The following is a 13,300-nucleotide window of genomic DNA, read 5'->3' as shown; positions in this document are numbered from 1 at the left end:
CGCGCGGTGTCCGCGGCCGGCGCCTCGCGACCGAGGAAGTCGCGGCCTGGGGAACCCGCGCTCGCGGACGGCCCTGTCGGAGCGCCGCGGACGTCGGCGCACCAGCCGACGGCACGGCCCCCGGCCCCGTCACCCGTGGCCGACGCCGACCTGCTGACAGAGGTCCGGCCACTGGTCGACGGCACCTGTGGCAGCGGTCGGATGTTTCGGATCATGGCTACGGGTAATGCGGAGGATATGGTGGAAATCGGTTACACGGTGATGACCGAGCAGGCCGGCCCCCGCGACCTCGTAGAACACGTGGTCGAGGCGGAGCGGGCCGGTTTCGACTTCTCCGTCACGTCCGACCACTATTTCCCCTGGCTGGAGTCGCAGGTGAACGCCCCCGACGCGTGGAGCGTGCTCGGCGCCGCCGCGCAGGCGACGGCGCGGATACCGCTCATGACGTGCGTGAGCTGCCCGACGACCCGCTCTCACCCCGCCTTCGTCGCGCGGAAGGCGGCGACCCTGCAACTGCTCCCGGAGGACCGGTTCCGGCTCGGGCTCAGCTCGGGCGAGAACCTCAACGAGCGTGTGGTGGGCGGTGGTTGGCCATCCCCGCACGTGGGCGGCGATCAGCGACTCCCGTTCATCGCCTGGGCCGAGAAGACGCTGCTGCCCGCCCTGCGCGAACTCCGACCACAACGCGACCCGCACGCGGTTCGGCCCCGCTCCGCCGGTGCCGGGCCCGACCAGGAGACGTGAGAGGACACCATGAACAGCACGGCGCACGACACCGACACGGCGCACGGCACTTCGGCATCCCCCGACCCGACCGATCGGCCGGCCTCTTCCCCGGAGCTGGTGCAGGTCGTCCTGGACGCCTGCTCGGTCGAGGACGCGGACACCGTGTTGCGCGTCCTGGGTGCACGCTTCACCGAGGAGAGCGGCGAGGACATGCCACGGCACGACAGCGCCGCACGGTCCGACACCTGGACCGGAGCCTTCCTCGTCGGGCGGGACGCGCGCGACACCGCGCTTCCGTCCGACCTCTCCCTGAACGGCTCCGTCACGGTGGAGCTCCAAGGCGGTCCCGTGGCGGTCGACCGGCTGCGGCAGACCCTCACGTCCGCCTTCGGCGTCCAGGTGTCCGGGTCCGCCTCCGGCGACCAGGAGATCGATCTACGGCTTCGGCTGACGCACGCGTAGGCCCGCCCGGGGAGCGAGTCTCGCCCCCTCAGATCTCGTCCTCCATCCGGATCACGTTCCTGAGGTTCTCGTGCGCCTTTCCGGGTTCACCTTCCTGCGCTTCGAGCAGAGCGGCGGCGATGGCGTCCAACTTGCGCTGAATCGCTCGCTCGGCCCGGAGTTCCGAATTCTTGAGCAGCGCGAGGAGCAGCAGCGTCACCGCCGTCATGGAGTCTCCGGCGAGAAGGAGCCACTCCGTCGCGATTCCGGCGATGTGCACGGCGACAGTGAAGGAAACCAGCGCCAGACAGAAGACGAAGAAGGCCGGTGAACTGGTCAACGTCGACACCGACTCCGCGAATCGTTCGAACCTGCCGCGTCCGGCACCGCCGCGGTCGGCGGGATGCTGAAGAGTCATGGTCCTGCCTGAAGAGTCATGGTCCTGCGCGCCCTCCGGCGCGGAGTTCCGGCCCGACCCGGGCGGAACTCGTGGCGCGTCGCGGACCCTCCTCGGTGGCGTGGTCGCGCACGCCACCGAGATGAAAGGGTCGTCGCCGGCATCGATTTCCGGTCCGCTGACCTCGCAGGACGCCGACCACCGCGATGGAGCCGGCAGGCGGGAACACGGTTCGTCACCGTGAGCGGCCCGAGCGGCACCGCCACGGCGGTCGGCGGGACCACGATGAGGACCGTGTCCCAGGGTGCTGAAGACCCTGCCCGCGGCGCCCACGACCGTGTCCGGGACGCCCGGGCCGTCGTCCTCAGTGCTTGGTCCGATGGCGGATCTGGCCCGCGGCCTTCTCGGCCATCTCCTGGGCCTTTCCGCGCAGCTGTTCGCCGCGGCCCGTCCTCTGCATGGACTTGTCGCCCAGGGCTTTCCCGAGGGTCTCCCTCATCTTGCCCCTGAGCTGCTTCGTTCTGGCATTGCCCTTCATCATCACAGTCGCTTTCCTCGAGGCCGCCGGCGAGTGGGGTGCGGCGACATGCCTTTCTTCACCGTGTGGCCAGGAGGTGGACACCGCAAACCGGCATCCGCGATTTCACCGGGGGAGGGGCGAGGAAGAGGGCGCCGATGTTGCCGTCGGCACCCCGAGTGACGCCCCCACAGGGCCAGGGCAACGGCTCGGCCACCGGCTCATGCTGACACGTCGGAAGCCGGAGGCCGACCCCCACCGACGCGTCCGTTGAGCGCACCGTCCCGTACGTCGGCCTGGCGGGATCGATCCGGCGCTCCTCTTGCACGGCCCCGCTGTTGCTGATGTCATATTCAGCCGTAGGTCCGTGACTTTGGCTGATTACGCTTTCGGGTGATCCGAAAGTTTCGGCTACCTTGTGGCTGCACAGATGTTGATGCCTAAACAAGGCCTGCGTCGATGCCTCCTTCCCCGGTCTCGGTCGTGCCGATTCATCCCGCATGCCCGTTTCCCGACTCGCCCTCGTTCCGAGCGGAGTTCGTGTGACCCGACATCGCGCCATGGCATGGACGAGCAGTCTTCTCTCTGCGGGTCTCGGCGGCGTTTTCTCCGCCAGTCCTGGTGGCGAGGTCTCCACCGCTTCTGGTAGCGAGACGGCCCGCACCGCCCCATAAGTACCGCCGGTGTCGAGCGGACCGCCGCCGGGGCGTCACGCCGTGGACGGCGGGTGGCTCTCCGGCTCGATGATCGTCGTGCACCTGCCCGCCTGAGGGTCCTTCGAGCCCGCCGGGCGTTCCCCATCACAGCTGAGTGAAAGCCCCCCATACTCCGTGACCATTCAACTGTACGAGGGCCGACCGGCCGGTCGGCATGCCGCCGTACCCCCTGGCAGCCTGCTCCGCCGGGTCTACGCACCGCGGGCCTTCGACGCACTCGCCTTCTCCATGTCGACGTACGCCATGCCGCTCCTGGTGCTGGCCACGACCGAATCCGCCTCGCTGACCGGGCTGGCCTTCGCGCTGGAATGGATACCGCGGGTGGCGGCCTTCGGCCTCGCCGGTGATCTGGTCGACCGGCGCGGAGCCGCCATCGTGTTCTTCCTCGCCTCCTCGGCGCGCGCGGTCCTCGTGGCCGGCGGGAGTGTCGCGCTGACGATGCTGGAACGGGGGACGGCGCAGACATTCGTCGTGATGGCGCTGGCCGCCGCGACGGGCACCCTGACGCAGTTCAGCTTCATCGCCAACGAAGCCGTGGGCGCGATCGTGAGCCGCCGTTCGGACACCCAGGCACACAAGGTTCAGGCCGTCCTGATCGGCATCGACCAGACGGCGACGCTCACCGGACCCGCGCTCGGCGGCGTTCTGCTGCTGGCGGGGCCGACCCAGATGCTCGCCGTTCTGAGCGTGCTGTCGTGCCTGGCGGCGGCCCTCGCCCTGCAGACCCCGCCGACCCCCCTGCGCGGCTCCCAGCCCGGCACCGCACGGCGGGGAGCGGGCCTCAAGACGGGCTGGCGGACGCTGCGTTCGCTGCCCGCGCTCGGCTGGCTGGTGGGCGGCCTGACCGTCTCCAACCTCGCCCTCGGGCTGCTCCAGTCCGCCAGCCCGATCATCGTCGTCGAGCGCTTCGGTCTGTCCCCCGCGGCCGTCGGCACCCTCTGGTCGGCAGCCGCGGCCTCCACGCTCCTGACGGTCACCGTCTGCCGCTTCGCGCTCAACCGGCTGGGCCTGTGGGGAGTCGGCGTGGTGTGCTCCACCGTCGCGTCCGCGGCCTGTCTCGCCCTGGCCCACGCGCCCACGTACACCGCGTACGTCGTCCTCATGGCGCTGTTCATGGCGGGCGACGGCGGCCTGACCGTCGTCCTGCGCACCTTGCGCTCCCTGCTCATCCCGGCCGCGGTCTTCGGCAGCACCCTCTCCCTGACCATCCTGCTTCTGCTGCTGCCCTTCCCGCTCGCGGGCATCGTGGTCGCCCTCACCTCGCCGTGGGCCCTCGACTACGTCATCGCGGTGTGCGCCGCGCTGCAAGCCGTCGCCCTCGGTCTCGCCTTCCTGCGGTTGCGCACCGACCCGGTCCTGCGCACCCCGGGCAAACCAGCGCAGGTCACGGCCTGAACCAAGGGGCGCCCCGCGGCGGCCCGTTCGCGCCGCCTGGGGTAGGGTCTGCCACCGGTTCGTAGCCACTGAAGGCTACGAGCCGGGGCGGGGAGCGTCGAAGGGCTGCGAACGGTGGAATCCCACATGGGGGACGGCGGATCCATGGACGTGGACGACACGCGGTTGGAGGCGATGGCCGCGCAGCCGCTGCTGACCCGGGACTACGAGACGCGCCCCGCGCTCGTCTACGAGCGGCTGAGGCAGCGGCACGGCCCGGTCGCGCCGGTCGATCTGCTGGGCGTACCCGCGTGGTTGGTGCTGGGGTACCGCGAGTCGCTTCAAGTCCTCCAGGACGACGACGCGTGGCCGAAGGGGCTGGAGAACTGGCGGGCCCGGTCGGAGGGCAGGGTCCCCGCCGACTGGCCGCTCGGACCCTCCCTGGAGGTGAACCACGTGCTGATCCAGGGAGGTCCCGGCTACCAGCCGCTGCGGACGGCGTGGGACGCGGCGCTCAAGCCCTTCCAGGATCCGCGCCATCCGCAGACCAAGCGGCTGAAGACGGCCGTCACCGCCCATGCCGACGAGCTGATCACCCTGTTGGGACAGGGCGGCGGCACGGGCGTGGCCGACCTGTCGGCGCAGTTCGCGCGACCGCTGCCGCTGATGGTGGCAAGCCATCTGCTCGGCTTCCCCGGCTCACAGGGCGACGACGCGCTGATGGACATGTGGCGGGTGCTCGACGCGGGGCCGGACGCGGAACCCGCCCTGGAACGCCTGCTGGAGACCCTGGTGGAGCTGGCGGCGGCCAAGCGGACGCGGCCGGGCGACGACTTCCCCTCCTACCTGCTGGCCGCCCACCCCGGCCTCTCCCTCGACGCGCTCGCCCGTGAGCTGTTCATGCTGCTCGGCATGACGTCCGACCACGTCGGCATCCTGATCTCCAACACCGTGGTCGAGGTCATCGCGGGGGAGGGCGGCGCGCGGGCCAGTCTGTCCGCCGGGATGGTCCGAGAGACCATGAACCGGGTCGTCATGCGCAAACCGCCGCTGGTGAACTTCGTACCGAGGTTCGCGGCCAAGGACACACCCCTCGGCAACTACACGATCCGCGAGGGCGATCCGGTCTGGGTGTCCTCCGCCGCCGCGCACGCCGATCCCGTCTTCGCCGACCACGTGGTGGCCAACACGACGATCAGCACCCGGGCGCACCTCGCGTGGGGCGCGGGCCGGCGCCAGTGCCCGGCACGCGAGCTGGCGTCGACGGTCGCGGCGGCGGGGGTGAGCCGCTTGTTCGAGCGCTTCTCCCACCTGGAACTCGCACTCCCGGTGGACCAACTGCCCTGGCGTTCCTCCCCGTTCATGCGCGGCCTGAGATCACTGCCCGTACGGTACGAACTCGCCTCGCCGGTCGCCCCGTTGGCGCCGGAAGGACAGGAGCGGGCCGTGGGCCGGGAATCCGGCACCCCCGACAGGCCCGACACGCCCGAACTGTCCGGGACGGCGACGGCGGACCAGGCCGTCCAGCGCCGCTCGTCGCTCTGGCGCTACCTGACGGGCCTGATACGGACGGGCCGTTGAGCCTCCGCCGCCCCCACCACCGCTCCCACCGTCCCCACCGTCCACCGTCCCCACCGCCCCGGACGGTCGGACGCCCGCCGGATCACAGGAGGAAGGGCAGGTTCACGATCAGCGCGATGTACGCGATGGCTCCGATCACGATGAGCAGCGTGAACACCACGTAGTGGACCTGACGCCACGGCATGCGCACCCCGGGGAAGCGCTGGTACAGCTGGGACCAGTCCAGACGGCCGTGGTCCTGGAAGGCCAACCCCAGTTCCTGCCACAGCTCCTTGAGCCCCTCCGGGTCCCACAGCCGGGTGTCGATCACGAGGGGCTTGCCGGTCTTCGAGGTGATGAGGATCCGGCCGGTGTGCACACCGTCCAGCGGCAGCCGCACCGCGTGCAGCCCCGTGAGGGAGGACACCGGTACGTCGAGGACCCGACGGTTCCACAGGTTCCGTACCGTCAGAACGCCGTCCTCCAGCCGGATGCCGGCGTTCGCCCAGCGCAGGCCGCTCAGCGCGCCGATCCACAGCAGCGGGACGGCGAACGCCAACACCCCGATCACCAGACCCGCCCCACCCGATCCCGCCGAGGTGCCGCGCCCCTTGGCCATCATCAGGCCCATGCGCAGGGCGCCGATGAGGATGAGGGGCGCACCCTTGAGGAGCGGGCCCTTGATCGTCCCGTTGTCGGGCCTGACCGAGACCCATGCGAGATCCGTTTCGTCGTCCTCCGACAGATCGGAGAGCGGGGCGTCGCCCGGACCCGGTGGCCGTACCGTCATGGGGTTGTCCTCCTTCTGCGCCGTGCCGCGGACTCCCGCGCGGACAGGCGAGGAGCGGCAAAGCGGCGGAGGACGATGGTGGCAGAAGCCGACGCCGTTCACATCGGTGGAACTACGTAGTCCCCGCCCGTGCGTTGTCAGTGCCCCACCTTAGGGTTGGGCCGAAGACAGAGATCGACGCGCGGGGCGCACGCAATGCCGTGGGGGGATGCGAACGTGGCACAACTGGTCGGCAGGACCTCGGAACTGGCCCGTCTCGACGCCGTGATCAACGGCCTCGGGCAGCCCGGGGCGCCGACGGCCGTCGACATCGCCGGCGAACCCGGCATCGGCAAGAGCCGGTTGCTGGGGGAGGTGTGCGCCCGGGCGCGGCAGGCCGGGTTCACCGTGCTGCGCGGCAGAGCCACGGAGTACGAGCAGCACATCCCGTTCCAGGCGTTCACCGATGCCTTCGCCGACGCCGCCCCCGGTACACCGGCCGACCATGCCGTCCTGGCCGAGGCGGACGCGGTGCTGCACGGCGTGTGGAACGCACGGGGCGGTACGTCGGGCGGCGCGCCGGGCGAGAACGTCCGCAACCGCTTCGGCCTGCACCGGACGATCGCCGCGCTGCTCACGCGCCTCGGCGCGGGCGGTCTGGTGCTGGCCGTCGACGATCTGCACTGGGCGGACCCGGAGTCCAGGGAACTCGTGGACTACCTCGTCCGGCACCCCCCGCGCGGCCGGGTGCTCCTGGTCGTGGCACGCCGGAGCCGTCAGACACCGACACCGCTGACCGCCGCCCTCACCCGGGGTGCGGACAACGACGCCGTGCTCCATGTGCCGTTGGAACCGCTGCCCGAACAGGAGTCCATCCGGGCGCTCGCCCCCGACCTCCCCACGGACCAGGCCAGGAAGCTGTACGCCGCCAGCGAGGGCAACCCCCTCTATCTGCTCTCCCTCCTCCAGGCGTACCGCAGCGGAAGCCCGCTGCACGGCGTCACCGACCACCCCCGCGCAACCGACCCGCTCGGGGTGCCGAGCGGGCTGGCATCACTGCTCCTGGACGAACTGACCGCGCTGACCGGGCCGCAGCGCCGCATCGTCGAAGCGGTCGCCGCGCTCGGTGACCACGCCACCTCGGCCATGCTGACCGTGTCGACCGAAACGCCGGAGCAGGACGTCGAGGACCACACCGGCGCCCTGGCCCGGCGCGACCTGCTGCGCCTGGGCGCGGACGGCCGGTGGGTGCTGCGCCACCCCCTGATGCGGGCGCTGGTCTACGAGAACACCCCGGCGCCGCGACGCGCGGAGGTGCACCGCCGTGCCGCGCACGAGCTGGCCCAGCGCGGGACCTCGGCTGCCGAGCGTGCGCACCACGTCGAGAAGTCGCTCACCGGCTGGGACCCGGAGGCGGCGGCCGTACTGAGTGAAGCCGCCGCCCACCTCGCGCCCACCGCGCCGGCCACGGCCGCCCATCTGCTGGACGTCGTGCTCGGACTCATGCCGGACACACCCGAGCACGCGCGGCGGCGCGGCGAACTCGTCCTGGCACGCGCCCGGGCGCTCGGCGTCGGCGGGAACCTCCGGGAGAGCCGGGACCTGCTGCACTGCGTCATCGCCACGGCGGGGGAGAACCACCCCGACCTGCGCGCGGAGGCCATCGCCCAGTGCGCCGTGATGGAACGGCACCTCGGGCACTCACCGGAGGCCACCGCCCTGCTGCGCCGGGAGCTGTCGCGCCGTCCGGGCCCGCCACCCGGCCAGGCGGTCTCCCTGGGCCTGGCCCTGGGCATGACCGCCCTGCTGACCGCGTCCTACCCCGAGGTGCGCGCCGACGTCGCACGCGCTCTCGCCGTCGCGCGTTCCCACGGCGACCCCGTGGGCGAGGCGGCGGCCCTGGCACTGGCGTCGCTGGGGGAGGCCTACGAGGGGGAGACCGAGGAGGCGGCACGGTTCGCCGACGCCGCCCGCGGGCTCACCGACGCACTGACCGACCCCGACCTGACGGATCTGAGCGAGGCACTGGTCTGGCTGGCCTGGGCGGAAACCCTCATCGAGCGGTACGCCGACGCGGAACGGCACATGGACCGGGGCTTGGAGATCGCCCGCCGCGGCGGTCAACTCCACGTCCTGCCCCACCTGTTGTCGAACAGAGCCTTCGTGTACCTCAACACCTGCCGGCTCCCGGCCGCGCTGGAGTCGGCCGAAGAGGCGGAGGCGATCGCCCGCACACTCGGCAGCAGTGACCTCCTGGCGTTCACACTCGCCTTCAAGACGCTGATCCTGCTCCTGATACGGCCGTTGGGAGACGGCGACCCGCTCGAGGCCGGCGAGGAAGCCGTGGCGGCCGCGGGCAGCAGCAAGGGCTGGTGGTCGGCCCTGGCCTGGTGCATGCTCGGCCACGCGGCGTTCGTCAGCGGTGATCCGCACCGCGCCGAGCAGGCCATCACGACGGCAGGCGGAGGCCGTGAACTGCCGTTGCTCCAACCGTCCATCCGCCCGGGGCAACTGGACACGCTCGTCAACGCGGCCCTGGCCGCCGGCGACCTCGACCAGGCCGGACGCTGGGCCACGCAGGCCGGACGTGAGGCGGACCGACTGGGCCTGGACGGCCAGCGCGCGGCCGCACTCCGCGCCCGGGCCGCGCTGGCCGAGCACCGTGGCGACACGGAAGAAGCCGTCCGCCTCCTGGACGCGGCCACGCAGGAGTACGCCCGTTGCGGACAGACCCTGTGGGAGGCGTACTCCCTGTTGCGCGCCGCTCCCTTGGTGAAGCGCTCCGGACAGGGCCCCCGCGCGGCCGTGATGTGGCACCGGGCCCACCGGATCGCCACGGGCGGCGGCGCGCGTCTGCTGACGGATCTGGCCGAGTTGATACGTCCGCAGGTCGTCGAGGACACCCCGGTGATTCCCCCGGAGCTGGGCGAGCTGACCACCCGTGAATTCGAGATCGCCGAGCTGGTGGCGGAGGGACTGAGCAACCAGGCCATCGCGGCCCGGCTGCACCTCAGCCGCCGTACGGTCGAGACGCATCTGTCCGCCGTCTACCGCAAGAGCGCGATACCGTCCCGCTCGGCCCTGGCCAGCCTCATGACGCGCGCCGCCCTCGGCACGGCGGGCTGAACGGGCGGGGTCACAGGGTCAGTTCCAGCACGAGCGGGCGATGGTCCGAGATCCCCGTCGAGGGCGTGCGCGCTCCGCTCGCCGCCGCCACACCGACGCCGGTCGCGAGCACATGGTCGAACTGCACCACCGGGCGGTGCGCGGGATAGGTCGGGACGCGGGCCAGATCGAACCAGCTGCGGGGCGACGGTGGGACGCGGGTCTTCCCGGGCGCGTTCAGCACGGCCCTGGGCACGGCGCCGGCCAGGTTGAAGTCGCCCAGCAGCACATGAGGTGAGGGCAGGTCGGCGATCCAGTCGCGGACGGCGAGCAACTGCCCGACGTTCCAGCCCGGTACGAACGACAGATGCACCGCCACCGCCGTGAACGGACCGCCCGGTCCCTCCAGCACGGCGGCCAGCGCGGCGCGCGGCTGGTCCCGGACCAGGGTGAGGCCGGGCCGCCCGGCCATCCGCAGGGGCATACCGAGGGGCGCCGGGGCCAACCGCCGGGCCCGCCACTCCCGTACCGGAAACCGGGACAGCAACGCGATCCCGTGCGAGGGGACATCCGTGGCCGAGCCCGCGTCCTGCGGGCCGTACACCCGCAGCCCCGGCTCGACCGGGTCGAGGACCCAGCCGCGGTCCGCTGTGGAACGGGCGTGGAACGCGCTCGCGTAGCGCCACTGCTTCAGCCCCCCCGCGTCGGCGGCGACCGACGCCTGGTCGATCCCGCCCGAGCGCTCCTGGAGGCGGTCCAGTTCCTGCAACGCAAGGACATCGGCGTCCAGGGACAGGACGGCTCGGACGAGCGGTCCTTCGGCCGGGTTCGCGGCGGGGGAGAGGGGCCGTCCGTTCGGCAGCGGCCGGCCGTGCAGCACATTGAACGTCGCGAGCCGCACCTGCCGACGGCGCGTGCCCTGGTCCCGCTCATTTTGCTGATTCATCGTCAGGCCAGTGTCCCCGTCCCGGTCCGGTCCGCGGGGACCGGCGTGAGCAGCTTTCCGTACCCGTGAACCCACGCCACCCATGCCACCCCATGCCACCCACGCCCCCCGGACCGTCCGGCACCGGCCGAAAAGCGCCCTGAGCCGGGGTGAACATCCAGCAAGCAATAGCCAATTTCAGCCGTTGCTTTGTCATCTCCATGACAAAACTGTGCATGCGATGTCAGTCTGCTCTTGAACGTTCACCGTTCCTTCACACCCCCCACCTGTCGCGCGCCGCCGAGTTCCGACACACCCCTCGTGGGTCACCTCGTGCAGCGCCCTTCCCTGCTCAGCGCGTTGCCAGCCGGCCACACCCTGCCGGCCCGCTCTCTCGGCCTGGACCACGGGCCGATCGTCGCCAGAAGGAGAAGCCCTTGCTCCCGCCCCACCGCCCCTCGCACCGACGCAGATACACCGCGGCGTTGGCGCTCACCGCCGCCGGCACGCTGCTCGCCGCCGGTTTCCACACCGGCGTCGCGTCCGCCGCTCCCCGCGACCGCGGCCACGCGAAGATCGTCGCCACCCCCCGGGCCGGCGCGGCCCCGGCGAAGCTGTCTCCCGCCGCGCACGCCGCGCTGCTCAAGAGCGCGACCGCCGCGGTCGGCGACACCGCGAAGATCCTCGACCTCGGCTCCAAGGAGAAGCTGATCGTCAAGGACGTCGCGAAGGACGCCGACGGCACCACGCACACGCGCTACGAGCGCACCTACGCCGGTCTGCCGGTCCTCGGCGGCGACCTCGTCGTACACGTCAAGAACGGTCTGTCCACCGTGTCCGAGGCGAGCAAGGCCGGCCTCAAGGTGCCGACCACCACCGCCCGCGTCACGTCGGCCACCGCCGCCCACAAGGCACTCGCGGTCGCGAAGAAGGCCGACGCCACGCGTCCCGCGGTCGACGGCGCTCCCCGGCTCGTCGTCTGGGCCGCCGGCGCCGAGCCGGTGCTGGCCTGGGAGTCGGTGGTCGGCGGCACCCAGGACGACGGCACGCCGAGCGAGCTCCATGTCATCACCGACGCCACCTCGGGCAAGGCCCTGTTCCACTTCCAGGCGGTGCGCACCGGCACGGGCACGGGCCAGTACAGCGGATCGGTTCCGCTCAGCACCACGCCGTCCGGCTCCACGTACCAGCTGGTGGACGGCGACCGCGCGGGTCACCGGACCTACGACCTGAACCAGGGCACCTCCGGCACCGGCACCCTCTTCACGGATGACAACGATGTCTGGGGAGACGGTACCCAGAGCAACCGGCAGACGGCCGGCGTGGACGTCGCCTTCGGTGCCGCGGCCACCTGGGACTACTACAAGGACGTCTTCGGCCGCAACGGCATCCGCAACGACGGCGTGGCTGCCTACAGCCGGGCGCACTACGGCAACAGCTACGTCAACGCCTTCTGGTCCGACAGCTGCTTCTGCATGACGTACGGGGACGGCGCGAGCAACGCGCACCCGCTGACCGCCCTGGACGTCGCCGCGCACGAGATGAGCCACGGCGTGACCGCCGCCACCGCGGGCCTCACCTACTCGGGCGAGTCCGGTGGCCTCAACGAGGCGACCTCGGACATCTTCGCCGCAGCCGTGGAGTTCCACGCCAACCTGTCCGCCGACGTCCCCGACTACCTGGTCGGCGAGAAGATCGACATCAACGGCAACGGCACCCCGCTGCGGTACATGGACAAGCCCTCCAAGGACGGCGCGTCCCGCGACAACTGGGACTCCTCGCTGGGCGGCCTCGACGTCCACTACTCCTCCGGACCGGCCAACCACTTCTTCTACCTGCTCTCCGAGGGCAGCGGAGCCAAGACCGTCAACGGGGTCTCCTACGACAGCCCGACCTACGACGGTGTTCCCGTGACCGGTATCGGCATCGAGAACGCCCAGCGGATCTGGTACCGGGCCCTGACCACCTACATGACCTCCAGCACCAACTACGCCGGAGCCCGCACCGCGACCCTCCAGGCCGCCGCCGACCTCTTCGGCGCGTACAGCGACACCTACCTCGCCGTCGCCGCCGCCTGGGCCGGGATCCATGTCGGCGACCGGATCGCGCTGGGCGTCAACGTGGCGCCGATCGACGACCAGACCAGTGGCGTCGGCCAACAGGTCTCCCTCCAGACCAGCGCCTACACCACCAACTCCGGCGCGGGCCTGACCTATGCGGCCACCGGCCTGCCGGACGGCCTGACGATTAGCGACACCGGCCTGATCTCGGGAGTTCCCACCACCACCGGGACCAGCCCCGTGGCTATCACGGTCACCGACAGCACGGGAGCGTCCGTCTCGGTGAGCTTCACCTGGCGGGTGGCGAACATCTACGCCAACAGCACGCGGGTGGACATCCCCGACGCCGGAGCCGCGGTCGAGTCACCCATCACCGTCACCGGCCGGACCGGCAACGCCTCGGCCACCACCCAGGTCTACGTCAAGATCATCCATACCTACCGCGGTGACCTGACGGTCTCCCTGGTGGGCCCCGACGGCACCGTCTACTCGCTGCTGAACCACAGCGGCGGCAGTGCCGACAACGTCGACCAGACCTTCACGGTCGACGCCTCCGCGCAACCCGTCAACGGCACCTGGAAACTGAGGGTCCAGGACACCGCCTCGATCGACGTCGGCTACATCCAGCAGTGGCAGCTCACTCCCTGACCTGTCCGCCAGCCGACCTCGCCCGTCCGGCCCGCCTCGCGCGGTCCGGACGGGCGAACCGT

The 13,300-nt window shown here is 71.3% G+C and carries 9 protein-coding genes and 1 pseudogene; 6 read left to right on the top strand and 4 right to left on the bottom strand.

Annotated features, from left to right (window positions below; translation table 11 throughout):
• Nucleotides 1-237 precede the first annotated feature (237 nt).
• Together ACFZDJ_RS37265 and ACFZDJ_RS37260 are read left to right on the top strand one after the other, a co-directional pair.
• Nucleotides 238-606 (top strand): annotated as a pseudogene (locus ACFZDJ_RS37265) (LLM class flavin-dependent oxidoreductase); the annotation flags it as partial.
• A gap of 147 nt (nucleotides 607-753) precedes the next feature.
• Nucleotides 754-1,188, top strand: a complete 435-nt coding sequence (locus ACFZDJ_RS37260; protein ID WP_391065631.1) for a hypothetical protein — start codon at nucleotides 754-756, stop codon at nucleotides 1,186-1,188.
• A 28-nt stretch (nucleotides 1,189-1,216) separates the two neighbouring features.
• Here ACFZDJ_RS37260 and ACFZDJ_RS37255 read toward each other — a convergent pair whose 3' ends face one another.
• Nucleotides 1,217-1,585 (bottom strand): low affinity iron permease family protein, encoded by a 369-nt coding sequence (locus ACFZDJ_RS37255; protein WP_168487666.1) that lies wholly within the window; start codon nucleotides 1,583-1,585, stop codon nucleotides 1,217-1,219.
• 343 nt (nucleotides 1,586-1,928) lie between these two features.
• The gene (locus ACFZDJ_RS37250) at nucleotides 1,929-2,105 is read right to left on the bottom strand and encodes a CsbD family protein (RefSeq protein ID WP_384908947.1); all 177 of its coding nucleotides are present in this window, start codon (nucleotides 2,103-2,105) and stop codon (nucleotides 1,929-1,931) included.
• An 806-nt stretch (nucleotides 2,106-2,911) separates the two neighbouring features.
• Here ACFZDJ_RS37250 and ACFZDJ_RS37245 point away from each other — a divergent pair.
• Nucleotides 2,912-4,192, top strand: a complete 1,281-nt coding sequence (locus tag ACFZDJ_RS37245) for an MFS transporter (protein WP_384908946.1) — start codon at nucleotides 2,912-2,914, stop codon at nucleotides 4,190-4,192.
• Nucleotides 4,193-4,318: 126 nt separating this feature from the next.
• Nucleotides 4,319-5,752 carry a cytochrome P450 gene (locus tag ACFZDJ_RS37240; RefSeq protein ID WP_391065629.1) on the top strand — a complete coding sequence of 478 codons (1,434 nt, stop codon included), beginning with the start codon at nucleotides 4,319-4,321 and terminating at the stop codon, nucleotides 5,750-5,752.
• An 82-nt stretch (nucleotides 5,753-5,834) separates the two neighbouring features.
• Here the strand turns inward: ACFZDJ_RS37240 and ACFZDJ_RS37235 are convergent, their stop codons facing one another.
• Nucleotides 5,835-6,521 carry a hypothetical protein gene (locus ACFZDJ_RS37235; RefSeq protein WP_390933873.1) on the bottom strand — a complete coding sequence of 229 codons (687 nt, stop codon included), beginning with the start codon at nucleotides 6,519-6,521 and terminating at the stop codon, nucleotides 5,835-5,837.
• 216 nt (nucleotides 6,522-6,737) lie between these two features.
• On the opposite strand from ACFZDJ_RS37235, the gene ACFZDJ_RS37230 reads away from it, so the two are divergent.
• Nucleotides 6,738-9,626 (top strand): AAA family ATPase, encoded by a 2,889-nt coding sequence (locus tag ACFZDJ_RS37230; protein WP_390933874.1) that lies wholly within the window; start codon nucleotides 6,738-6,740, stop codon nucleotides 9,624-9,626.
• Between the two features lie 10 nt (nucleotides 9,627-9,636).
• Here the strand turns inward: ACFZDJ_RS37230 and ACFZDJ_RS37225 are convergent, their stop codons facing one another.
• The gene (locus tag ACFZDJ_RS37225; RefSeq protein WP_391065626.1) at nucleotides 9,637-10,551 is read right to left on the bottom strand and encodes an endonuclease/exonuclease/phosphatase family protein; all 915 of its coding nucleotides are present in this window, start codon (nucleotides 10,549-10,551) and stop codon (nucleotides 9,637-9,639) included.
• Nucleotides 10,552-10,967: 416 nt separating this feature from the next.
• Here ACFZDJ_RS37225 and ACFZDJ_RS37220 point away from each other — a divergent pair, with 416 nt between their 5' ends.
• Nucleotides 10,968-13,238, top strand: a complete 2,271-nt coding sequence (locus tag ACFZDJ_RS37220; RefSeq protein WP_391065623.1) for a M4 family metallopeptidase — start codon at nucleotides 10,968-10,970, stop codon at nucleotides 13,236-13,238.
• Nucleotides 13,239-13,300 lie beyond the last annotated feature (62 nt).

Source organism: Streptomyces sp. NPDC007896, from assembly GCF_042959425.1.
In the GTDB taxonomy this organism is placed as follows: Bacteria; Actinomycetota; Actinomycetes; order Streptomycetales; family Streptomycetaceae; genus Streptomyces.
Note: the sequence above shows the minus strand (reverse complement) of the source record. Positions and strands in the feature narration are given on the sequence as shown.

Bases quoted from the DNA above. Each gene is read 5' to 3' on its own strand.
- ACFZDJ_RS37260 (WP_391065631.1), top strand. From the start codon at position 754: ATGAACAGCACGGCGCACGACACCGACACGGCGCACGGCACTTCGGCA.
- ACFZDJ_RS37255 (WP_168487666.1), bottom strand. From the start codon at position 1,585: ATGACTCTTCAGCATCCCGCCGACCGCGGCGGTGCCGGACGCGGCAGG.
- ACFZDJ_RS37250 (WP_384908947.1), bottom strand. From the start codon at position 2,105: ATGATGAAGGGCAATGCCAGAACGAAGCAGCTCAGGGGCAAGATGAGG.
- ACFZDJ_RS37240 (WP_391065629.1), top strand. From the start codon at position 4,319: ATGGGGGACGGCGGATCCATGGACGTGGACGACACGCGGTTGGAGGCG.
- ACFZDJ_RS37235 (WP_390933873.1), bottom strand. From the start codon at position 6,521: ATGACGGTACGGCCACCGGGTCCGGGCGACGCCCCGCTCTCCGATCTG.
- ACFZDJ_RS37225 (WP_391065626.1), bottom strand. From the start codon at position 10,551: ATGAATCAGCAAAATGAGCGGGACCAGGGCACGCGCCGTCGGCAGGTG.